This window comes from Streptomyces sp. NPDC035033 (genome assembly GCF_040636735.1).
Taxonomy (GTDB): Bacteria; Actinomycetota; Actinomycetes; order Streptomycetales; family Streptomycetaceae; genus Streptomyces.
Map to the genome: position 1 here is coordinate 21,247 of NZ_JBEZUZ010000066.1, position 23,625 is coordinate 44,871.

Annotated in this window: 14 protein-coding genes; 12 read left to right on the plus strand and 2 right to left on the minus strand. The window is 76.3% G+C overall.

Features of this window, described 5'->3' with window-relative positions; all coding sequences use genetic code 11:
• Positions 1 to 37: 37 nt before the first annotated feature.
• Positions 38 to 2,734 carry a hypothetical protein gene (locus tag AB0E83_RS24395; RefSeq protein WP_362115633.1) on the minus strand — a complete coding sequence of 899 codons (2,697 nt, stop codon included), beginning with the start codon at positions 2,732 to 2,734 and terminating at the stop codon, positions 38 to 40.
• Between the two features lie 231 nt (positions 2,735 to 2,965).
• A complete protein-coding gene (locus AB0E83_RS24400) occupies positions 2,966 to 3,988 on the minus strand; it encodes a ricin-type beta-trefoil lectin domain protein (RefSeq protein WP_362115636.1) in 1,023 nt (340 codons plus the stop codon).
• 955 nt (positions 3,989 to 4,943) lie between these two features.
• On the opposite strand from AB0E83_RS24400, the gene AB0E83_RS24405 reads away from it, so the two are divergent.
• The 12 genes from AB0E83_RS24405 to eccB all read left to right on the plus strand — a co-directional run.
• Positions 4,944 to 7,751, plus strand: a complete 2,808-nt coding sequence (locus tag AB0E83_RS24405) for a LuxR C-terminal-related transcriptional regulator (protein ID WP_362115639.1) — start codon at positions 4,944 to 4,946, stop codon at positions 7,749 to 7,751.
• A 232-nt stretch (positions 7,752 to 7,983) separates the two neighbouring features.
• Entirely contained in the window at positions 7,984 to 8,622 is a 639-nt protein-coding gene (locus AB0E83_RS24410) for a LuxR C-terminal-related transcriptional regulator (RefSeq protein ID WP_362115642.1), read from the plus strand.
• A 370-nt stretch (positions 8,623 to 8,992) separates the two neighbouring features.
• Positions 8,993 to 10,279, plus strand: coding sequence for an ABC transporter substrate-binding protein (locus AB0E83_RS24415; protein ID WP_362115645.1), 1,287 nt, complete (start codon positions 8,993 to 8,995; stop codon positions 10,277 to 10,279).
• 263 nt (positions 10,280 to 10,542) lie between these two features.
• A complete protein-coding gene (locus tag AB0E83_RS24420) occupies positions 10,543 to 11,550 on the plus strand; it encodes a DUF3459 domain-containing protein (protein ID WP_362115648.1) in 1,008 nt (335 codons plus the stop codon).
• Between the two features lie 118 nt (positions 11,551 to 11,668).
• Positions 11,669 to 12,526 carry a hypothetical protein gene (locus tag AB0E83_RS24425; protein WP_362115651.1) on the plus strand — a complete coding sequence of 286 codons (858 nt, stop codon included), beginning with the start codon at positions 11,669 to 11,671 and terminating at the stop codon, positions 12,524 to 12,526.
• Positions 12,527 to 12,552: 26 nt separating this feature from the next.
• Positions 12,553 to 13,320 carry a response regulator transcription factor gene (locus AB0E83_RS24430; protein ID WP_362115654.1) on the plus strand — a complete coding sequence of 256 codons (768 nt, stop codon included), beginning with the start codon at positions 12,553 to 12,555 and terminating at the stop codon, positions 13,318 to 13,320.
• A 223-nt stretch (positions 13,321 to 13,543) separates the two neighbouring features.
• Positions 13,544 to 17,215 carry an amino acid adenylation domain-containing protein gene (locus AB0E83_RS24435; RefSeq protein WP_362115657.1) on the plus strand — a complete coding sequence of 1,224 codons (3,672 nt, stop codon included), beginning with the start codon at positions 13,544 to 13,546 and terminating at the stop codon, positions 17,213 to 17,215.
• A 4-nt stretch (positions 17,216 to 17,219) separates the two neighbouring features.
• Positions 17,220 to 18,488 (plus strand): condensation domain-containing protein, encoded by a 1,269-nt coding sequence (locus AB0E83_RS24440; protein ID WP_362115659.1) that lies wholly within the window; start codon positions 17,220 to 17,222, stop codon positions 18,486 to 18,488.
• A gap of 202 nt (positions 18,489 to 18,690) precedes the next feature.
• The gene (locus tag AB0E83_RS24445; protein ID WP_362115662.1) at positions 18,691 to 19,749 is read left to right on the plus strand and encodes a terpene synthase; all 1,059 of its coding nucleotides are present in this window, start codon (positions 18,691 to 18,693) and stop codon (positions 19,747 to 19,749) included.
• A gap of 171 nt (positions 19,750 to 19,920) precedes the next feature.
• Positions 19,921 to 21,102, plus strand: a complete 1,182-nt coding sequence (locus AB0E83_RS24450; RefSeq protein WP_362115665.1) for a S8 family serine peptidase — start codon at positions 19,921 to 19,923, stop codon at positions 21,100 to 21,102.
• Positions 21,103 to 21,141: 39 nt separating this feature from the next.
• On the plus strand, positions 21,142 to 22,569 hold the full coding sequence (gene eccD / locus AB0E83_RS24455) for a type VII secretion integral membrane protein EccD (RefSeq protein WP_362115668.1): 1,428 nt from the start codon (positions 21,142 to 21,144) through the stop codon (positions 22,567 to 22,569).
• A gap of 41 nt (positions 22,570 to 22,610) precedes the next feature.
• Positions 22,611 to 23,625 (plus strand): type VII secretion protein EccB (gene eccB / locus AB0E83_RS24460; RefSeq protein ID WP_362115671.1); only part of this gene is annotated, 1,015 nt, incomplete at its 3' end.

The following is a 23,625-nucleotide window of genomic DNA, read 5'->3' on the forward strand; positions in this document are numbered from 1 at the left end:
GGGGCGGCCGAGGCATCGGTCCGCCCCCGTCACGTGCTCACGTGCCGGAGCCGTCGCCGCCCGCGGTCACCAGGCCGGGGGCGGTCGGACGGTACGGAAGCGAGGCCGCCGGACGGCCGGAGGGGCGGCCGGTGTCGGCCGCCCACTTCTCCACCGCCTGCTCCAGGCCGACGAGGGCCGCCTGGTCGGCCGCCTGGAGCCCTCCCGTGCCGCCGCCCTCGGCCGCCGCCTCCCCCGCGGCCGCCTCCCGGAGCCACACGCTGCGGCGCCCGCCGTCCTCCCGCACCGCGAGCACGGTGAACCGGGTCTCCGGCAGGAAGACGACCCGGGTGGGAAAGGCCCGGTCCAACAGGGCCGTCCTCCTCGCGGTGGCCGCCCAGAACAGCAGATCGGTGTTGCCCTGCTGGGACGGGTCCACCCGGATCAGGGCGGTGGTGAGGGACCAGTCGACGACCGTCGTCCGCCCGCGGAACCAGGCGAACTCCGCGTCGCCGAGATCGGTCCGCATGATCGCGGCGCCCCGGTACGACGGGAGCCGCCGCAGGCCGGCGACCACACAGCGGGCGGTTCCCGGCCGGGTGCCCGGCGTGCCCGCGCGCAGCTCCCGATCGAGCTCCGGCATGGTGCCCGTCAGGTACAGCCGGGCGGCGGTGAGGTCGGCGACGGCTCTTTCGCCGTCGCCCGACGGGCCGCGCAGCCCCGGTACCTCGGACAGGGTGCGCAGCACGGAGCCGGCCGCCGTGTCGTAGTCGGCGCCGAAGGAGGTGCGCAGCTCCGCACGGGCGGGATCCAGTTCGTCGGTCTCCGCGACGGTCCTCGTCCCGGACGGGGGGACCGGCTGCACGCGCACGCCGGAAGGTGCCGGAGAAGGGACGGGGAGGGAGGAGGAGCGTTCCACCGGTGCCCCGGGAACCGCCGGAGCGCCGGTCCGCTCCTCCTCCCCCGCCGGGTCCACGAGGCCGTTCAGCAGGGCGTCGTCCCCGGTGAGCAGGACGGGGACGGGGCCTGCGGCGGAGGGCGCACCCGGGGGCCCGGCGGGCTCGTCCGGCCGCTCGGTCGACGGCCCGGCGCCCTCGGGACCGGCCGCTCCCGGACCGGCTTCTCCCGCCGGGAGGGACGCGGACGCGGCCTCGCGTCCCGTGGTCCCGGGACCGAGCCTCGCGGCGGGCGTCACGCCCGCCGCGGGGGCCGGCGGGCCCTCCGTCCCGGCCGGGCCCGTCCGGTCCGGGGGATCTTCCGGCGCGGGGGGAACCGCCGCCGCGAACCGTCCGGCGGCCTCGGCCGTGGGTTCGGGGAGCCCGTCGGGGACGGGCCGCGGGGGGAGGAGGCCCCCGGCGGCCGCGGAGACGGTCCGCGGGGAGGAGGACGCCACCGTCCCGGCGGGCACCGGCGGCGGACCCGCCGGGCGGCGCGCTTCGGTGTCGGGGTCCGGCACGGACGGCGGGAGGCCGGGGACGGTGCCGCCGGGCGACCGGTCGTCCTCGGGCGCCGCAGGTCCCGGTGCGGGCAGGACGAGCGAGAGCGCCCGGGTCTCGGCGTCCAGGTCGAGCAGGACCCGGTGGGCCAGTTCGCGCAGTCTGCGCTCCGAGTCCGGCGGCACCACGCTGTGCAGCAGCGAGGCACGGTGCGGATCGGGGGGCAGGGCCCGTACGGCCTCCGCGCCCTCGGGGACGGCGGCCGGTCTGACCCACAGACCGCTCTGGACCACTTCCAGGACGGCTCCGGACTCCAGGGCGTACGTTCCCGGAGCGACCTCGTCCCCGTCCGTCGGAGGCCGGCGGTGGGCCAGCACCTTGGGGGCGGGGGCGGGCGCACCGGGGGCCGTGCGGGGGTGGAAGCGCACTTCCTGGGCGAACGCGTGCCAGGTCTCCTTGCCGTCCCCGTCGAGGACGTGCGTCTCCGTCCGGTGCCACGTGCCCGAGGGAAGGCCGTTGAAGCAGTCGACGGGTCGGTCGAGCAGGTCGGCGAGGGACTGTCCGAGGGGTTCGGGGCGGGCGGCGTCCACGGGACCGTACTGGAAGAAGCGCACGAGGGGCCGGGCCGCGATCCGCACGGAGTCCCAGTAGCGGGCCACGTCCCGGAGGGGGACGGGCTCTCCGCCCGGGCTGCCGACCGCGACCGGCAGCAGGTCCCGCCGCGGCTGGACGGCCGCGACGAGGCGCTGCCGGTGCGCCGCGAGGTCCGGGGCGTCCGCCGTGACGCGCACCCACATGCCGGCCGGGAGGGGCTCCACCACGGTCCGCTCGCTCACCCTCCACGGGCGCTCGGGGACGAGCGGCTCCCAGACCGGTGCGGGATAGCGCTGCGAGACCCGCACCGGTGAGGCGTCCGGGGAGAAGCGCAGCCACCCGCTTCCCTCCTCGGCCGCGACGTAGAGGGCGCCCCCGCGGGCGACGCGCAGGGTCCCGTCGGGCAGGAGCACCGTACGGCCCAGCCGGTCGGCGAACCACTGCCCCACCGTGCGGGTGTCCTCGTCCGGCGGGCGTCCCGGAACCATGCGGAGAGGGCCTTCGAGCTCTTCGAGCAGGGAGGCCACCTGGCGCCAGGCCGCACGCCCGGAGTCCGCCGGCAGGTCGAGGACGACCAGCGCGTTCCCCTCGTCCGGCGGAAGTCCGGCCGCGAACGCCCGGGACCGGTCGTCAAGGGCGTCCCTGGGATGGACGAGCAGGGCGTCGCCCGCCCTGCTCGCTGCCATCGGGACGTGCTTGCGCCCCCAGCCGATGCGCGGTGCCACGGGTGGCCTCCCCGGTGTCGTGGACGACGGTGTGGTGGGCCGGGGCGGCGGGCCGTTCGCCGGACTCGTACGGACCCGTGGCGGGCCCCGGCCGGATCGTGACGACACTACGGCGGACGGCGTCGCGACCGGCCCCGCGCCCGGCGGGACTGCCTGAACGAGCCGCGGGTCCTTCCCGTCCGGTCGCCGTCCGCCCGGCCCGGCGGCCCGGGGCCGCCTCCAGGGGCGTGGTCAGCGGCGCACCCACTTCTGGTGCGCCCTGCCGTTGCAGGACCACAGCTGCAGCCGGGCGCCGTTGCCGGCGTTCGCGTCGATGATGTCGAGGCACTTGTCGGCGGCTGGATTGACCAGGTCCTCGCGGGAGTTGAGGACCCACTTCTGCCGGGCGCCGCCGGTGCACGCGGCGAGCTGGATCGGCGAGCCGTCCGCTCCGGACTGCCACGCGCTCGTGAGGCAGAAGCCCATGGCGCGCAGGGTCCCGTCCGAGCGGAACTCCCAGCGCTGGTTGGAGTGGGGAGCGCAGTCCCACATCTGCAGCCGTGTGCCCGCGGCGGCCCGGTAGTCGGTGACGTCGACGCAGCGGCCGTTCAGCTTGCTGACGATGTGGTGGACGACGGGTGACGCGGCCGCCGGCGCGGCGGGGGCCGCGGTGGTGGACGTGGGTCTGGGCGTGGGCCCGGGCGTGGACGTCGGCCTGGCGGTGGCCGTGGCTCTCCGCGTGGGCTCGGCGGTGGGCTTCGCTCCGGTGGTGTCGCTGTCCCGGCCCTCCCTCCGGGGCGCCGTCCGGAAGTCGTGACCGCTTCCCGAAGCCGTGTCCTGCCGCGCGGGCCCGGCCGGGAGCGGTCCTGCCGCGCCGCCGGCCCCGCGCGGGGGGCGGGGGAGCCGTGCGGCGGCGGTCGGTGTTCCCGATCCGCGCCCCTTGCCGGACGGCACCAGGGCCGGATCGTTCCAGGTTCGCGGTGCGGACGTCGAGGGCGAGGGGCTGACGCCCGGGGGCAGGACGGAAAGGCTCTGCGCCGCTCCCGGGCCGTCCGCCCCGGCCTCGGTGTCCCCGTCGGCAAGCGGTTCGCCGCGCGCGCCCAGGGTGACGAGCGCGACCAGCACTGCGGCTCCGCCGAGTGCCGTCGCGGCGAGGAGGACCGGCCGATGGCGCACGGGACGCGGCTCGTCCTCGTCCTGGGCGCCGTCCGGGGCGCCGGGGTCCGCGGCCGCGCCCTCCTCTTCTCCTCCGCCGCTCGCCGGGGTCCCTGCCACGGAGGACTCTGCGGTCGCCGGGACCGGGAAGGACGTCCGGTCCTCCGGCCCGCCTTCCACCGCCGCCTCCTCCTCGGCCGTCCCGTCCTCGTTCCGGAGCGGTGGGGTTTCCTCCAGGGGGGACCGGGAGGTCGCGCCGGAGGACGGTCGACCGGGGCCGGGTGCCGTTCCGTCGGACGCGCCGGCGGCTGCGCCGGTGCGAGCGGCGTCCGCGGAGTTCTCGCGGGTCCCGGTCTCCGGCCACGGAAGCGTCTGCTCCCACACGGCGGCGCGGTCTCCCTCACGCGGACCCGGAGCGGCCCCGCCGGCGACGGCCGGGGACGAGGCGGCCGGAGCCGCCGGCGGGGCAGGACCCTCTTCCTCGTTCGCACCGGGGGTTCCGGTCTCCTCGGGGAGCGGCTGTTCCCACACGGCGGTCTGCGGCGGTCGTCCCGCCCTCCCACGTGTCACTGCGCACCTTCCCGTTCGCGTACGACGCACCCTTCACGGGCGGGCCGGTTCCAGGCCCACGCGGCCAGTAGGAGGAGTCCGCCCCTCGGCCCACAAGGGTTCGCTTCCGGGTCCGGCCGTCCTTACCGGGCCCGTTGCACCTTCGGTCGTCCCGGCGCGGTCCCCGGAGAGCGCCGGTCGTGCGGGGAAGGCCGCCGCGCGGCCCCTCGGGCAGTACCGGGTGTCCGAAGAGGGCGGATCCGCGTGCCGCCCCGGCGGGGGCGGGCCCGTTCCTGTTGTGATGGACCGCCGTCCGAAGCGGTACGTGTCCCCACCGCGGCCCGGACCCCGCGGGGCGTCACCGCTGCGCGGACGGCCGTCCGAGGGGCGTTCGTCGAGAAAGGTCTGATCGTCCATGTGTCCCACCAGGCCCTCTGTGGCGAATGCCCGTCCTTTACGCGACACGGCGCACGACGGCCGGGTCCGTCTGGCCGCCGCGAACGCCCGTCCGGAAGGCGACGGGACCGTGCCCGGACGGGAACGCGTCGAACTGCTGGGACACCGCGCTCCCCGTACGACGCTGGCCAAGGCCCTGACCGCCGCCCGCGCGCACGGCCAGGGCAGCGCGCTCCAGTTGTCGGGGGACGCCGGCGTGGGCAAGAGCGCTCTGCTGGCGTACGCCTCGGCGGAGCAGCGGGCGCGCCGGGGCACTTGCGTGCGGATATCGGCCGTCGAGTCCGAACGGGGCCTGCCGTACGCGGTGCTGCACCAGCTGGTGTACGCCCTCCGGGCCTCGCTGGCGAGGTTGCCGTCCTCGCCCCGGGGGGTTCTGGAGACGCTCCTGGGCAGTCATCCGCCGGGCCTGGCCCCGGTGAACGCGCTCCCCCACCCCCTGCTGGGCGGCCGGGACGCCGACGAGGAGGCGTGGGACCAGCGGTCGTTCTCCTTGTCGGTCTCCCTGCTGGCGTTGCTGCACGAGGCCGCCGAGGAGGCGGGTTCCCTCCTGGTGTGCGTCGACGACGCGCAGTGGACCGACGTGCCGAGTGCCCGGGTGCTCGGGTTCATCGCCCGGCGGCTGCGCACGGAGCCCGTCGTCCTGCTCACCGCGATACGCGCGGACCGGGCGGGCGGGCTCGCGGACGAGCACCTTCCCCCCGTCCGGGTTCCCCCGCTGGAGGCGGAGGACGCCGAGCGCCTGCTGCGGCTTCGCTTCCCGGACCTCGCGCCGGAGGTCCGGACGGCCGTCCTGCGCGGCGCCCGGGGCAATCCGCGGGCGCTGCTGGACCTGCCCGCGCTTCTCGACGCGGACCAGCGGACAGGCCGGGCCCCCCTGCCCGATCCGCTTCCGGTCACCCCCAGGGTGGCGCGGCCCGTCCTGGAGCGGGTGACGGCGCTGTCCCCGGCGGCAGCCGAGTTGCTGATGCTCGCGGTGGTGGAGGGCGACGCCACCCTGCGGACGCTCTGGGCCGTCCAGCCCGGAGCCGGCGACGCGCTCGCGGAGCTGGAGCGGGCGGGGCTGGCACGGGTCCCTCCCGGCGGGGAGCGACTGGAGTTCCCGGAGCCGCTGGTGCGCGCGGCCCTGCTCCACGACGCGGAACCGGGGCACCTGCGCACCGCGCACCGGATGCTCGCCGACGCTCCGGACCAGACGGCGGAGCGCAGGGCCGCCCACCTCAGCGCGGCGGCGCTCGGTGTGGACGAGACGGCAGCGCAGGCGCTGCAGGAGGCGGCGCTGCAGGTGGGCGGCGAGGGTGCGGCCGCGACGGCGGTGGCGGCGCTGCGCCGTGCCGCCGATCTGAGTCCGCGGCCCGCGGGACGGACGCGGCGACTGGCGCTGGCGGCGGCCGCCGCCGCGCGGTCGGGGCTGCTGACCGAGGCCGCCGATCTGACCCGGCACACCGCCGTCGTGACGGCCGGGCCGGTCGATCGGATGTACACGGCCCTCGCGGAAGCGGCCCTCCTTCTCGACCACGAGTGCGACCCCGACTCCGCCGTGGACTGCCTGGTGGACGCCCTCGCCCTGGGGTCCTCCCTGACGGACGAGGAGACCGATCTCACGGCGCTGCGCGGAGAGCTGGGGTCCGCTCTCCTCTTCGCGCGGGCCATGGCCGGGTCGGCCCCCGTTCTCAACACGTCGTCCCCTGCCGGCCCGGCGTCGGGGCCCGGGGAGGAGGCCCTCCTGGTGGGTCCGGCGGGACCGGACCCCTCGTGGAGGCTTCTCTCCCGTGCGTGGCACGAGCTGGCGGCGCACGGCTCCCTCGGCCTGTCGCGCCCCGGGACCAAATGGTCGGTGGCCCGGGCGGGCGAGCGGGGTGAGGTGCCGACGCGCGTCCAGGGGCTCCTGCTGCTGGCACGGGACGCCTACACCCGGGGCCGCTGGCAGGAGGGCGAGGCGTTCGCCCTGGAGGCCGCGACGCTCGCGGAATCACGCGGCCTGCGCGTCTCCCGCGCCTTCGCGGCCGCGCAGGCGTCCCTGTTCGCGGCGGTGCGCGGCGACGTGGCGGCGGCCCACCGGCGGCTGGCGACCGCCGAGGAAGGCGTACCGGGGTGCTGCACCGGGGTGCGCGCCGCGGCCGCGCACACCCGGCTGATGCTGGCGCTGGCACGTGAGGACGGCGTGGCGGCGGCTTCGGCCGGTGCCTCGCTGCCGGCTGACTCGACCGTGCTGGGGGACTCCCTGCTGTTCGACCGGGTCGAGGCGGCGCTGGTGGCGGGGATGCCGCGGGTCGCCCGCGATCTGCTCTCCCCGGATGCCGCGGCGGCGGGCGGGGGCGCGCCGGAGCGGCGGGCCGTGCCGGCGAGGGCCGCGGGTGTCCTGCTGACGGAGGCCGGAGGGGCCGAGGCGGCGCTCGCGGGCCTTCCGTCCGTCCTGCGGGACGTGGCCGCGCCGTTCGAGAAGGCCAGGGTCCAGTTGTTCCTGGGCAGGAGGCTGGCCGAGGCCGGTGCGAAGGAGCAGGCCGCAGCGCTGCTGGACGCCGCCGCGACGGCGTTCCGGGGCATCCACGCCGTTCCGTGGCTGGAACGGACCAGGAGCGTGCGGCGCGGTCTGCGGATCACGGGGCAGTCCCCGCTGGTCCAGGGGGAGCTGACGTCGCAGGAGCTGCAGATCGCCAGGCTCGCCGCGAGCGGTCTGTCCAACCGGCAGATCGGGGCCCGGTTGTTCGTCTCGCACCGCACGGTGAGCACCCACCTGTACAACCTCTTCCCCAAGCTCAACGTCGCGTCGCGGGCCGCGTTGCGCGACGCCCTGCAGGCGGCCGGCCTGGACGGCGCCGAGCCGGCGGTGAGCGGCGACGCGGAGGACCGGGACGGCGGTGACGCGGAGGCGACGTAGACGTATCCGGTCCCCGCGTGACGGCACGGCATGACGTATTGGCTCAGACGGATGACGTAGTCGTCTTCTCGGGCCGAGTGGGCCTGCCTACGATCGCGGGCATGCGGCACGGACCCGGTCGCCGGCCTGTGCGGGCGACGGCGACGAGGTCGAGGGACGCGACCTCCCCGACCGGCGTCGCCGCACGCCCCCGATCGCCGGCCCCCGCTGTTCCCGACCCGGAGAAGCCTCCATGACCACGACAGAAGTGGCGTTGATCGCCGATGACCCGATCACCGCGGCCGGGATCGGAGGCCTTCTCACCCACAAGGACGGGCTGCGGTTCCTGCCCGCGGCCGACGGAGTCCCCGCCGATGTGGTGCTGGTGGTGGCGTTCGCACTCGGCGGGGACGTGCTCGCCCGGCTGCGCGCGGCGGTGACGAGCGCTCACGACCCGTACGTGCCCGTGGTCGTCGCCTCCGACGGACTGTCGCGGGAGCAGTACGAGCGCGCTTCGGCGGAGCGCCTGCTCGTCCTCCTGGACCGGCGGAGCACCACGTTCGCGGAGGTCCGGCGTGCCGTACGGGACCAGGCCGCCGCCGCGGCGCTCCGCCGCGCGGGCACACCGGAGACCGGTCCGCCCGTGCGGCCGACGGGAGACGTGCTCGACGAGCTCTTCCCCGAGGACTCCCCGCCCCACGGAGGTCTGCTCCACCGCGAGATCAGGGTGCTCCGCCTTCTCGCCCTGGGGCGGACCACCGAGGAGATAGCCGAGGAACTCAACTTCTCGCAGCGGACGATCAAGGCGATCATCCACGACATGCTGGTCCGGATGCACCTGCGCAACCGGCAGCACGCGGTGGCCTACGCCATCAGGCACAGCGTCCTGTGACACCGCGCCGGGGCTCCCGTCCCCGACCACGAGGCCCCGGGGCGACCGCCGGACGGCGCCGTCGTGCTCGCCGGTCGCTCCCCACTGTGCCCCGTCGTGGGCCGCGGGCCGGGCCGTACCCCTCGCCGCCCGCCCTTCGCGCCGTGCGGTCGTGCCCCATCGGCGGTGCGGCGGAACCGGGTTCGCCGGACGGGGCCGGTCCGCCCTGCCCGGACCCTCGCGGCGGCATGTCGGGCACACCCTCGGGCGCCGGGGTCCACCGGGGCCACGCGGCTCGTGCAGCAGATGACCGAGACGTCCCCGTCCTTCCCTCCCGGACGGACGGGGACCGGGCGACCGGGAGTGCCCGGCCGGCAGGTGAGGAGAGACGATGGGCGGGCCGGTGCGGACCGAGGCGGTGGTGGGGCGCCGTCTGTTGCTGCGGGGCGCGGTGTCGGCACCGCTGGCGCCGGCGGTGGCCGGATGCGGGCCGGCGCTGCGGCGGAACGGCCGCGGACCGGTGACGCTGGCGACCGGCAAGGACCTGACGGGCTACCTGCCCGGCGTCCTGGCGGAGTGGAACCGGCGCAGGCCCCGGGAACGGGTGCGGCTGGTGGAACTGCCGGAGTCCGCGGACGAGACCCACGCGCAGCTGGCGGACGGCCTCGTCGGGGGAGGAAGCCGCTTCGACGTCCTGAACATCGACGTCTCGTGGACGGCGCGGTTCGCGAGTCGCGGGTGGATCAGGCCGCTGGAGCCCGGACGGTCGGACGAGGACGGGCTGCTGCCTCAGGTGCGGCGGAGCGGGACGTACCGGGGCGGGGTGTACGCCGCCCCGTACGTCACCGACGCGGGGTTGCTGTATTACCGCAGCGACGTGCTGGAAGCCGCCGGCGAACGTCCTCCGGTCACCTGGCGCGAGCTCGTCCGCCAGGCGTCGGTGCTGGCTCCGGAGGCGGGACTGCACGGCTATGCGGGGCAGTTCCTGCCCTACGAGGGTCTGACGGTGAACGTGCTGGAAGCGGTGGCGTCCGCCGGCGGCTCGCTCGTGCGCACCGACGACGGCTGTCCGGAGGGCCTGTCGCCGCGCGTCGCCGCGGGGCTCCGGTTCCTGGCGGACGGGGTGCGGGCGGGCTGGATACCCCGCGCCGCCCTGGGTTTCAAGGAGGAGGAGTCCCGGCGGGCGTTCGGGGCGGGGAGGCTGCTGTTCCTCCGCAACTGGCCGTACGCCCACGCGCGGCTCCAGCACGGCACCTCGGCGGTGGCGGGCCGTTTCGGGGTCGTCCGCCTGCCGGGGCCGGCGGGTCCCGGCAGACCGGTCCTCGGCGGATCGGGCCTCGCCCTCGCCGCCGGAAGCGCCCACCCGAGGACGGCGGCGGACCTGATCGCCCACCTCACCGGGGAAGAGGTACAGCGCCGCGTCCTGGAGGTGGGAGGGCTCCCGCCGGTGAGGGAAGACCTCTACCGCGACCGGGAGCTGATCGCGCGTCACCCGTGGTTGCCGGTGCTGAGGCAGTCGCTCGCCCGTGCCGTTCCGCGTCCGGCCGTCCCCTGGTACGGACAGGTGAGCCTGGTCGTGACGGCGGTCGTCCATGACCTGCTGAACGGCCGCACGTCGGTACCGGACGCGGAGCGGCGCCTGCTCGGTGAACTGCGTGCCCTGGGTCCGTGCGACTGACTTCTCTACCTATCGGTTATGTAGCGAGAGTGTCGTCGACTCGACCAACGCCGGACTCGGCTTGCCCGAAATAACCAATGGGCCACGGTCTTAGAGGGCAACCCTCTTGCCGAACATTGACAGCACTCTCCCTCACATACCTAACATGCATGCATGAGTAAGGAAGGAAGGCAGCATGTGTCCGGTCGGGGGAGGCCAGGATGACCGGCCCGGGACAGTCCGCGTCCCCCGTCTCCCGGCCGACGCCCTGGTGGCGTGACGCCGTGCTTCACCACCTGGACACGCGGCATCCGCGCGACGGACGCGACGACCGCCCGCCGCGGGAGGAGCTCCTTCACCTGAGCGGACTCGGGGTGGACGGAGTCCTCGTCGCTCCCTCCGCTCCCCCCGCGCTGTTCGGGCAGGCGCGACTCCTCGGCCTCAAGGTCGTCGTCGACGTCACCGGGCTCCGCGTCGCGGACGAGGCGGACCCCGTCCTCCGCGGCTGGCTGGACAGAGGCGCCGACGGGATCCGGGTCGATCTGCCCTCGGCCCTGCCCGGGCACCCCGTTCCGTGGCACCGCTGGAGGACGTGGTGCGAGTCGCTCACCGCCCGGGACGGCCGGCCGCGCCTCCTCATGGGAAACGCGTCCTTCGGTTCCCTCGTCGCGTCCTCCGGAAGCACCCGCTCGGCTGCGGCCCGCCCGATGTCGCTCCTGCGGCCCCTGACCGCCTCGTGGCACGCCCCGGCCCTCCGCCGGATCATCGACGAGGCGTTCCACGAGAGCACCGCGACCGGCTCGACCGTGACGTGGGCCGTGAACCGTCCCGGCATCACCCGCTCCGCCCCGCGGTACGACGCCACGGGCGTCCCCGTCTCCGGGCGGGACCGCATGCGCGCGGCCACGCTCCTCGCGCTGGCCCTCCCCGGCGCGGCCTGTCTTCGCCGCGACGCGCTCCCTCGACCGCCGCGGCAGCGATCGGCCTCCCCTCACCCGCCCACGCACCCGCGGCGGGCCCCCGGGGCACCGGGGAGTCTCCGCCGGGGTGCCCTGGCCCTGCGCCGCCGGCTCCCTCAGCTCGGCGAGGGACCGATGCGCGGCCTGGACACACCGCCCGAGGTCCTCGCCTTCGTACGCGGCGAAGGGCTGGTCTGCGCGGTCAACTTCGGCGACGCTCCGCGGCCCGCGCCGATGCCCGGCCCGCCCCACCTCGCCAGTCGGCTCTGTCCCCCCGGGCTCCTCCCGCCCCACACCGCCGCCTGGTGGATCACGGACGCGCCGCCCTCCTGAGCCCCTCCCGGGCCACCGGACGTCCTCCCTCCCGCCCTGCCCCGTCCCCGCACCCGGCGCACCGCGGCCCCGTCCGGGGCCCTCCGGTTCCCCAGCGCACACGGCAAGGAGTCGCACGATGGACCACAGATCCGGTGGCGTCACGACGCCCCGTTCCCGCACGCTGCCGACCCGCCGCCGGCCGGCCGGCGGCACCGAACGCGGCCGCGGCCCCGCCGATCTCCGCCATCCGTGCCGGGCCGTCCGTCCGTCACCGCAGCCGGAGACCCGGGTGCCGGCGAAGCACGACCCGCCTCCGCGCAGGCGGCTCCCCCTGCCCCCGGTCCTCCTGTTCTCCTCCGACGTCGGCCTGTCCGAGTCCTGGGCGTCCGCGCTCCGCAGGGCGGGCCTGCCGGTCCTCGGCTGCCGTCCCTGGGGTGACGGCGTGGGCTACGCCTACGTCCTGGACAGACCGGAGGTCCTGGCCCTCCTCGACGTGCCCCGCCCCCACCCGGGGGCCCCTCCCCTCCTGCTCGCCAGGTCCCTGGCCCTGATCGGCCCCACCACCGTCGCGGTCCCCGCGCACGTCGACCCCGTCCCGCTGCTGGACTCCGGCGTCCTGAACACGGTGCGCCGTGACGACCCGCCGCGCGAGCTGGCCGCCCGGATAGCGGCGGACGCCCGGCGGCTGAGGAAGCGCGATCCCGCACCGCGCCGGGACGGAAGCCCGGCGCCGGACCCGGTGTTCCGCTCCCAGTGCCTCCTGCTGGAGATCCTGTGCCGCGCCGCGGCCCCCGTGTGCTGTCACGATCTGCGCCGCCTGCTGGGGCACCTGGGCCGTCCGCTGAGCCTCCCGGCCCTGCGCGGCCGGCTGGAACGGCTGACGCCCCACCTGGCGGAGCGCGGCCTCGCCCTCACGCGCTCGCACTCCTGGGGCCAGGACGTCTTCCAGGCCGTCTCCCTGGACCGGCCTCGTCCCGCCGACGCCCTGGGCTGACACAGCTCCTCGACCGAAAGGCCATCATGTCCCGGCTCCCCTCCCGTCCCGGCACCCCGCGCCCCGGCCGCTTCCCCGCCGATCCGGCCCCGGAGGCCGGGGAGCCGGGCCACGGGAACGAGCCCCCGGCCCGGCCGCCCTTCGCCGAGCGCACCCCTCCGCCCCTTCCCCTGACCGTGGCCGTGCACTCCGAGGACCGGCTCAGCAGGGAGGCGACCGAGGCGTGCCTGGGCCTGAACGGGCGGCTGTCCGTCCTGCCCCCGGAGGAACACCACCGCGCCGCCGTCGTGCTGATGCTCGCCACGGACGTGACCGAGCGGACCCTCACCCAGATGGAACGGATGGTCCGAGCCGCCGAAACCCCGGACGTGCCCGTCCTCCTCGTCGCCGACCGCATCGGCGAGCGCCGGCTGCTCCAGGCCCTCGGCCTCGGACTGGTGGGGTTCCTTCCCCGCGACCGGGCGAACATGACGCGGCTGCGGCAGCTGCTGTGGGAGGGGGCGTCGGGCCGGGCGGTCCTGCCCGGCTCCCTGGTGGGCGTCCTCATCAGACAGGTCAGGCACCTGCAGCGCCATGTGCTGGAGCCCCACGGCCTGGCCATCGCCGGGTTCACCGAACGGGAGGTGGAGGTGCTGCGGATGCTCTCCGAGGGCGTCGGCACCGCCGACATAGCCCGCAGGCTGAACTACTCCGAGCGGACGATCAAGAACATCCTCGCCGCCATGATGAGCCGCGTCGGGCTGCGCAACCGCTCGCACGCCGTGGCGTACGCGCTTCGCACCGGAGCCATTTGACGGGGCGTCTTGCCGGCACGTGTCTGGTCGGGCATCGCCACGGGCCCCCGAGGGCCCTCCGGCGGGGCCGGTCGTGTCTCGAAACAAGTGGCTGGATAACCTGCGTCCGGCGCACGGGCTCCCGAACGGGTGCGTCCCGCGTGCCTGCCACAGGTCGGCCGGCCACTGGCCCTCGGTACCACCGTGCGCCGGGCGACCGTCCCCCACCGGACAGGAAACGCCCATGCTCGACGAGACGTCCGCCAGAGCCACGGTGCCGCTCGAAAGGCCCCCCGCCGACCCGCGCACCCACCGGGCGACCGCTCCACCGGCCGGCGAACCGCCCACCGGGCCCTGGGCGGCGATCACCCACTTCGCCGAGCACACGCCGCACGCCCCCGCCCTGGGCGACAGCCGGCGCACCGTGACGTACGCCGCGCTGGTCGAGCGCGTACGACACCTCTCCGCACAACTGCGCGGGAGGGGGATCGGAACCGGGGACGTGGTCGGTGTCCTGCTGCCGCGGAGCGCCGACTTCGCGGAGGCCGTCCTGGCGATCTGGCACGCCGGGGCGGCCTACCTGCCCCTGGACCCGGCCCACCCGGAGGCGTGGACGGCCGACGGCCTCCGGCAGGCGGGTGCCGTCCTGTGCGTCACCCGCTCGGAAGGGGGAACCCCGGACGGGGCCGGGCCGCGGGCACCGGGCTCTCCCGGACTGCCGGTGCCCGTCCTCGACCTGACGCACCTCGCGTCGGCCCGGCCCCCCGCCGTCCCCTCCCAGGGGCGGCCGGAGGCCGGATCCCCCGACCCCGACGCCTGGGCGTACCTCATCCGCACGTCGGGCAGCACCGGGCGCCCCAAGCTCGTGCCGGTCCCCCACGGGGGCCTGCCCCATCTGGTGGCCGTACAACGCCGGTCGATCTCGGGGCTCGGGCCGGGCAGCGTGGTGCTCCAGCTGTTCACGCCGCTCTTCGACGGCTGGGTCTTCGACCTCCTCCTCGCACTCGGCCACGGCGGACGCCTGGAGGTGCTCGACGAGGAGCGGCTGGGCCGCCCCCTGCACACCGTCGCCGCCGAGACCGCCACCACGCACGTCACCGTGCCGGCGGTGCTCGCCCGCACCCTGCGGCCCGCGGACTTCCCCGGCCTCAGGGTGCTGCTGAGCGCGGGGGACGTCTGCCTCCCGGAGACCGCGCGGCAGTGGGCCGGCCACGTCCAGTTCGTCAACGGGTACGGCCCGACCGAGACCACCGTCTGCGCGACCCTGCACACGGTCGACCCCTCGGCCCCTCCCTCCGGGACCGTTCCCATCGGCCGCCCCGTCCCCGGCCGCCGGATCCTGCTCCTGGACGACGCGCTGCGGCCCGTTCCCGACGGCGAGTTCGGCGAGATCTTCATCGGCGGCTGGGGCCTCACCCCCGGATACGTCGGTGACGCGGAGGAGACGGCGCGCCGCCTCGTCGAGGACCCCACGGGCACGGCCCCCGGCATCCTCTACCGGACGGGCGACCGGGCCCGGTTGCGCCCCGACGGGGAACTGGAGTTCGGGGGACGCCTCGACGCGCAGACCAAGGTGAACGGGTACCGGGTGGACCCGACCCAGGTCGAAACGGCCCTCGCCCGGCTGCCGGGCGTCCTCGACGCGGTGGTCGTGGTCGACGGCGGCGTGGAGGGACGGAGGATGCTCGGCTACGTCCGGCTGCGGGACTCCGGGTCCCGGCGGCGGGACGGCCGTGATCTGAGGACCGAGCTGCGCGACGCGCTCCCGGCCCACCTCCTGCCGGCCTCGGTGACGGTGCTGGACGCGTGGCCGCTGACCCCGTCGGGCAAGGTCGACCGGAACCTCCTGCCGCCGCCCGGCCGTGCGGCCGCCTCCGCCGCTCCGGCGACGGGTCTGGCCGCCCGGCTGTCCCGCATCGCCGGGGACGTCCTCGGCACCGGAGCGCTGGGAGCCGGCGACTCCCTCACGGCACGCGGCGGCGGCTCGCTCCAGGCCATCACGTTCACCGAACGCGTCCGGACGGAGACGGGGACGGCCCTTCCCCTCCGGGCCGTTCTCGAAGGGCTCGACATCACCGAACTCGCCTCCCGCGCGGTCCCCGTGGCGGAAGACGGCCCCACGCCCTCCACGACCGCCGACGAGAGCGCCGGACCGCCGCCCTGCTCGGCCGCCCAGCAGCGCGTCTGGCTCGCCGAGAACATGTCCGGCGGGACGCCCGCCTACCACGCGGCCTCGCTCGCCCACCTCCGCGGCCCTCTGCACGAGCCGTCCCTGCGCGCCGCCCTGCAGGCGCTGATGGACCGTCACGAGGCGCTGCGCTGCCGGCTCCCGGTCCACGACGGGACCCCCCGCTACGTGGTCGATCCCTCGGTCGGGGCGGAGGTGCGGTTCTCCGACCTCCGCGGCGCCCCGGCTCCCGAGCGGGCCGCGTCCGAGGCCGCTCTCGCCGAGGCCCGTCGCCCCTTCGACCTGGCGGTGGGCCCCCTGATCCGCTGGCACCTGATGCGGACCGCGGACGAGGAGCACGTCCTCGTCCAGACCGAGCACCACGCCGTCCACGACGGGCACTCGGCGCGGCTGCTCCTGGCCGAGCTGGTACGGGGCTACGCCGAGCACCTCCGCCACGGACGCGTCGGCTCCCGGCCCGCCCCTCTCGGCTACGGAGCGCTGACGGCCGCCGAACACCGCTGGACCACCGGGCCCGAGGCCGACCGGCAGAGAGCGTACTGGCGCGCCGCGCTCGACGCACCGCCGCCGCCCCTGCCGCTGCCGCCGCGGAAGGGTTCCGGCTCCGGCGACGGGGGCGCGGAGCAGCGCCTGCACCTGGACGCGGAACTGCTGCGCGGCGTCCGGGCGTTGGGGCGCGCCCACGGGGCCACCGTCTTCATGGTCGCCTTCGCCGCGTTCCTGGCCGTCCTGCACCGGACGATCGGTGCGGGCGACGTGCTCGTCGGCTCGGGCATGGCGAACCGGCGCCGGCCCGGAACGGCCGACGTCGTGGGCATGTTCGTGAACACCGTGGTGCTGCGCGGCAGGCCGCGCCCCGGCATCTCCTTCTCCTCCTTCCTGGCGGAGGTGCGGTCGACGTGCCTCGACGCGTACGAGCACCAGGAGCTGCCGTTCGAGGAGGTGATCGCCCTGCACCCGCGGCACTCCGACACGGAGAGGAACCGGCTCGTGCAGACCGCCTTCAGCTTCCACGACACCCCCCTCCCCGCCCTTCCCGAGTCACCGCTCGACATCACGGTCCGTGAGGGCGTGCCCCTGGGCGCGGCCAAGTTCGAACTCGGCGTGACCGGCTTCCCCCACCAGGAAGAACAGGCGGAGCGCAGTGGGGTCGGCCCGGACGGCCTGCTGCGCATACCCCGGTCCGGGGGCCCGGTCCGCCCGGCGGACCGGCCGGCCGGACTCACGCTGACCTGGCAGTACGACACCTCGCGGCTCGACGACGACGCGGTGCGCGGAATGATGGACTGCTACGAGGCCGTCCTGCGCGCGGTGGTCGACCGCCCCGACACGCCGATCGGGGAACTCCCCCGGTGGACGCCCCGGGCCGCCGAGTCCGTGGAACCCTCCCGCCCCGCGCCCGGCACGCGGGCGGAGGGGCCCGTCCGCGGGCCTTCCGGTCCGTCCGCCGCCGGGGCGCGCGAGCACGCCGTCGCCCTCGCCCGGTTGCTGGGCCGGGTGCTGGGGGTGCCCGACATGGGTCCGGAGGACGACTTCCTGGAGTCCGGCGGTGATTCGCTCGGCGCGCTCCGCTTCACCCTGCTCGCCCGTGCCGAGCTGGGCCTGGAGGTTCCCCTGAAGCTCTTCCTCAGGGCGCCGACGGCCGCCGCGGCCGCCGCCCTGGCGCGGCCCGCGGTCCTGGACCTCATCCCGCCCCGTCCCAGGCACCGTTCGCCGGAGGAGGAGTAGGAACATGCCGTCGCACGACCGTGTGTGCTTTCCGCTCGCGGAACCCCAGCGCTGGCTCCTCGACCAGATCGGTCCCGGCGCCGACGCCTCCGCGTACGTGAGCTTCCTCGCCCACCACGTCCACGGCCCCCTCGACCTCCTCCGGCTGCGGCGGGCCGTGGACGCGCTCACCGCCCGTCATGAACCCCTCCGCACGACCTTCCCCGCCGACGAGGACGGCATCGTCCGGCGCCAGTGCGTCGAGGCACCCGGCGCGGTGCCCTGGGACCTGACCGTCGTCGACGCCCCCTCCGCCGTGTCGGGCACGCCGTCCCTGCTCAGCGGCGAGGACGCCCTCCTGCGGGAATTCGCCGGGCTTCCGTTCGACCTGGCCCGAGGCCCCCTCGCACGCGTGCTGGTCGTGCGCCGGGCGGCCGAGGAGCACCTCGTCGTTCTGGCGGTCCACCTCCTGGCCGCCGACGGGTGGTCGTTGCGGATCCTCCTCGACGAGCTGGGCGGATACTACGACGACGCGGAGCGGACGGACGCGCTCCTTCCGCCGCTCGGCATCCAGTACGCCGACTGGGCCCACTGGCAGGCCCGGAGAGCGCCCCTCCCGGAAAGCGGCCGCCGGGTGGTCCCTCCTCCCCGCCCGGCCGACGGGCCGGGACGGCGCCTGCGCACGTCTCCCGTGCGGATCCTGGGGGCGGAACTCCTGGCCCGCCAGGAGCGGGTGCCCCTCTTCACCGTGCTCCTGACGGCCTTCGCCCTGGCGGCGCGGCGGGCGGCCTCCCCCCACGTGGTGGTGGACGTTCCGGTCTCCGGTCGCGATCACCCCCAGCTCGCCGCGATCGCGGGCTTCTTCACCCGGCTCCGCCGACTCGACGTCCCGCTCCCCGGCGACACCACCTTCCGGCAGGCGGTGCGCCGGGTGCACGGCGTCTGGGCGGAGGCCGAGGAGAGCGGCACGGGCAGCGCGCACCCGCCCCGCACGGCCCGGACGGGCGGCGTCGTCCCTCTCTTCTCCTACCGCGGCGGCGACGTGCAGCCGCGGCTGCGGCTGGAGGACTGCGCGGTGACCGAGGCCCGCTGGGTCCACGACGCGGCGAAGGTGGACCTCGGGCTGATCACGGACCGCGTCGAGGACTCCGTACACCCCCTGCTCGAATTCCGGCCGTCCGTCTTCTCGGAGCAGGCCGCCGGCCGCCTGGGCGGGCGCTTCGCGGCGCTCCTGGACGGAGTGACCGGCGATCCGGACGGAGGGCCGGTCCCCCAGGGGGAAGGAGCGCCCTGACGACCGCCCGGGCAGACCGGCGGGCCGGAAGGGCACCGCACCGTCCCGGGGCGGTGCCCCGCCGTGCGGGCTGTCCACGATGGCCGCCAACCGCACCGCAGCCGTACGCCCGACGAGCGGCGGAAGCCGGGCTGCGGCAGAAAGGGGAACCACGTTGCCCGCGCTCGGCCTCGCCACTCCCTTGTCGCGCATCCACTGTCCCGTGCCCGGGGCGATCCATCCCGATGCCGAGGACATCGACGCCAGGACCCTGGCATGGGCCTTCGGACACGGCATACCCGAGTCCGCACGGCACCGGGCACGGCTGGAGGCCGTGCGCCCCGGCCTGCTGACGGCCCGTGTCGTGCCGGACGGGTCGCGGGAACCGCTCCAGGTCTTCACCGACTTCCACACCTGGCTCTTCGCCTTCGACGACGACCACTGCGACGAAGGGGCCGGCGATCGCTGGACGGCGGACGGCTGGGCCGCCCACCTGGCACGAATGGGCCGGGTCGCGGAGACGGGCGACCCCGCGCTGCTCACCGGCGACCCGTACGCGCGGGCCCTGGCCGACGTCTCGCGGCGCCTTCGCGGCTGCGCCTCCGACGCTCAGCGGGCTTCGTGGGCGCGGGCGGTGCGGGACTACTTCGCGGCGCTGCTCTGGGAACGGGTCCAGCGGTCGGCCGGGCCGTTCACGGGTGGCCTGGACGAGTACGTGCTGCTGCGGCTGCGCAACGGGGCGATGCAGGCGAGCATCGCCCTCCTGGACGTGGCCTCCGGATACGAGGTGGACTCCGACGACCGCCAGTCGCCCCGCGTGCGCGCGCTCGTCGAGATGACGGCGGTCCTCGTCTCGTGGGACAACGACCTCTTCTCGCGGCACAAGGAGAACGCGGGAGGGAGCGGGGCCGCCAACCTGGTCGACGTGCTCGCCTCGGACCCCCGCGTCGGCCCGCGCGCGGCCGTCGACGAGGCCGTCGGGCTCCGCAACCAGGTGATGGCCCTGTTCCTGGAGGTGCGCGGCCTGGTCGAGCACGACGCCGGCCCGGAACTGCGGAGGTTCCTCGCGGCCCTGGGGCGGTGGGTGCGGGCCAACCTCGACTTCAGCGCGGCGAGCGAGCGGTACGCCGACCCCGCGCGGACGTGGGACGGCGAGCCGGACTGGAACGCGGTCCCGTCCTCCGGAACCCCGGAGCGGGCTCCGGCCGCCGTGCTGGCGTGGTGGTGGACCCTGCGCCACGACGGACTCGACAGGGTTCCGGCGGCGCCGGTGCCCGCGTGAGCGTCGGCCGGCGGGGACGGGCCGCCCCGATCCGCGGAGGCCGGCCGGCCGGTGCGGCGACGCGACGTAGACGTAGACCGGTCGCGAAGGCGGCGGGCAGCGGTGACGTAACCGGAGGGGTACGCCGTGGTCCCGGAGGAACCGGACGCGGGGCGTGGCTACGCTCCCCCCATGCGACGACCTTCCCGCCGGGGGCGGAGGGCGGTCCTGGTGGGAGCGGCCGCTTCGGCCGTCTTCGCCTGCTCCTTCGCGCCCTTGCCCGCCCGGGCCGCCGGATCCGGGCAGGCTCCGCTGCCGGTGGTGGTCCAGACCCTGGCAGAGGACGCCCCGTGCCGCGCCGGCTCCACCGTGGCCGCCGTGGAACCGCCGTGGACACAGGGCCTGTTCGGGCTGCCCCGGCTGTGGCGGCTGACACGGGGCGCCGGCGTGCTGGTGGCCGTCGTGGACACCGGAGTGGACCCGAAGGCCGAGGCGTTGGCGGGGCGGGTGAGCGTCGTCGGTGACGGCGGCAAGGACTGCGTCGGCCACGGCACCTTCGTCGCGGGTCTGATCGCGGGCGCCCCGGTGCCGGGGGGCACGTTCACGGGCCTGGCGCCCGAGGCGCGTGTCCTGGCGCTGCGCGGCACCGACACGCTCGGCAGGGCGTCCGCCCGGTCGGTCGCCCTGGGCGTCCGGACGGCGGCGGACCGGGGAGCCGGTGTGATCGCGGTGCCGATCGCGCTGCCGGAGAGGAGTCCGGAGGTGGCCGCCGCCGTCGCCCACGCGCGGTCCAAGGACGCCCTCGTCCTCGCCGCCGCCGCGCCCGACCGGTTCGACGGTGCGTCCCCGGCCCCGCCCCGCGCCTACTGGCCCGCTGCCGAGCCCGGTGTGGTGTCGGTGCTCGACTTCGGCGCCGACGGCGAGCGGCCGGACGGGGCCCCCGCGCCGCTGACCGCGTCGCTCGCCGCTCCGGGCGACCGCGTGGTGGGCATCGGGCCCCGCGGGAACGGCGCGTTCACGGGCTCCGGCTCGTCGCTCGCCGTCGGCTTCGCGGCCGGTGCGGCGGCACTGGTGCGTTCCTACCGACCGGCCCTGCGTGCGGACGACGTGGCCCGGCAGCTGGTGGGCACGGCCTTCCCCGGCCGGACTCCCCGCGTCGACCCGGGAGCCGCGCTCTCCGGGACGCCGACCGCCCAGGGCACGGCCCCGGCCGCGGGTCCCGACGCCGTGATGCCGCCCGTACCGGACGATCACGGAGCTCAGGGCCGGGCGTGGCGCTCCCTGGCGGTGGCCGTCGCGCTGGCGGCCGGGGTGGGGGCGGTCGCGTGGGCGCTGCCCCGCGGCCGTGCCCGCCGGTGGCGTTCCGCCCACTGATCGCGTGTCCCGCACCCAGACGGTTCGAGAGGTGGATCCATGAACGAGGCGGTGGTGTCCGAGCTGTGCCGCCTGCACATCAGGATGAGCGACCGGACGGAAGACCTGGCGGTTCCCACGGACGTCCCCGTCGCCGACCTTCTGCCCGCTCTGCTGGTGTTCACGGGGCTGGCCCCCGCGGCCACGGAGGCGGAGGAAGGCGGTTCGCCCGCTCCTGAGGCGGCGGAACCGCCGGAGCAGTGGGTGTTGCAGCGGCTCGGCGACCCGCCGCTGGACGGCGACACGACCCTGGCGTCCCTGGACCTCCACGACGGGGACACCGTCCACTTGCTGCCGCGGCGGGACGCGCTTCCCGCCGCCGTGCTGACTCCGGCCGGGGGCCGGGAGGCGGAGCGCGGCCGGGCGTCCGGGCGGTCCCGGCGCCACGCGGCGGTGCTGCTCCGGTCCGGTGCCGGGGCGGTGCTGGGGCTCGCGGTGGCGCTGGCGGCCTGGCCGGGGTCCTCCGCCCCGGTGCGGGGCGTCGTCGCGGCGGTCGGCGGCGCCGTACTGCTCGCGGCGGCCGCTCTCTTCACGCGCGCGCTGCGGGACGCGGCGGGCGGGGCCGTGATCGGCGGCGCCGCCGTCGTCTCGCTGGCGGTGGCGGGCTGGCTGCTGCCCGGAGGGCCGGGCACCGTCGGCGCGGAGGACGTGGTGCTGGGCTCGCGGCTGCTGTCGGCGGGCGGGCTCGGTGCGGCGGGAGCCGCGGCGGCCCTGGCGGTGCTGCCGCGTTTCCGGCCCCTGTTCGGCGGGCTCGGTGTCGTCGCGTTCTTCACCGCGCTCTGGGGCGCCCTCGGTCTCTGGTGGTCGGTGCCGCCCGCGCACGGTGCCGCGGTGGTCGCCGTGCTGGTGACCACCCTCAACGGCTTCGTGCCCGTGCTGTCCTTCCGCATCGCCGGCATGCAGATGCGGCCGCTTCCCACCGGTCCGGACCAGCTGCAGGAGCGCATCGACCCCTTTCCCAGCACGGAGGTGGCCAGGCGTTCGGCGGTCGCGTCGGGGTGGATGGACGCCCTGTTCGCGGCCACCGGGGCCGTGTCCACGGCGTGTCTGGTGAGCCTCGCCGCCGGTGGCGGCAGCGCCGCGTCCTGGACGGCCGTGGTCCTGGCTCTGCTCCTGCTGCTGCACGGACGCAATCAAGGCAGCGTCCGGCAGCGGCTGCCGGTCCTGCTGTCGGGCTCCCTCGGCCTCGCCGCGCTGGTGCTGATGTGGGCGGTGCGCGGCACCGTCACGATGACCTCCCTGGCCGTGGCCCTCATGCTCGCCACGGCGGTGCTGACGATCGCGGTGCGCCTGCTCCCCGGGCGCCGCCTGGTGCCGTACTGGGGCCGCGCCGCCGAACTCGCCCACTCCGCGGCCGCGCTCGCCCTCGTTCCGCTCGCCCTCTGGGTCCTCGGCGTGTACGCCCGGCTCCGCGCCGCGATGGGCTGACCCCGCTCCCCGCCACCCCTCCGTCCGGAAGGCCGACCCGCATGCAGACCAAACGCGACCAGGTCCAAGCACACATGTTCCTCATGGGCCGCCTGGCGTCGGGGCTCCTGCGCAGCAACCCCGACAACGACGGCAGCCCCGGGGTCCGCACCCACAAAGGGCTCGCCATCGGCGTCGTCATCGGCGCCCTCCTGAGCGCGGGGGCCTGTCTGCTCGGCCTGGTCTCCCCGGGCGCCACGGACGGCTGGCGCAAGGAGGGAACGCTGGTGCTGGAGAAGGGCACGGGAACCCGCTACCTGTACCTCGGGGGCCGGCTGCGCCCGGTGGTCAACCACGCCTCGGCGCGCCTGGTCGCCGGAGGGGCGCTCACCACCGTCGAGGTCAGCGCCGCGAAGCTGGCGGGGACGCCGCGCGGCCGGCCGCTGGGCATCGCCGGCGCCCCGCAGTCCCTGCCCGCCGCCTCGTCCCTCGCGGACGCGCCGTGGCAGGTGTGCGCGGGCCTGGTGTCCTCGGCCGCCGTCGCGCCCCTCGCCGTCACCATGCTCGGTGTGGGCGTCACGGACACGGGCGTCGTGCTGCGGGACTCCCAGGCGCTGTTGGTGGAGGGCCCCGACAAGGTCCGGCACCTCCTGTGGAAGGGCAGCCGGCTGCGTCTCGACGGCGCTTCCGAGGCGCAGGCGGCGCTGGGGCTGGGGTCCGTGCCGGCGCAGCCGGTGTCGGCGGCGTTCCTCAACGCCGTTCCCGCCGGGCCCGACCTCGCTCCTCCGGAGGTCGCCGGCATGGGCACGGCCGGCCCGGCGATCGAGGGGCGGCCGACCCGGCTCGGGCAGGTCTTCGACGTTCTGGTGCCCGGCGGCGGCTCCCGGTTCCACCAGCTCACCAAGGCCGGTCTGGTGCGGCTGAGCGCCACGCGCGCCGCCCTGGCGCTGGGCGATCCACGGGTCCGGGACCGCGCGTACGCGGGGGGCACGCCGTCGGCCCTGCCGGTCACGGCGGCCGCCGCACGCGGGCACGTCGCAGCCGCCGGCACCGCGGCGGCGCTCGGGCTGCCCGAGG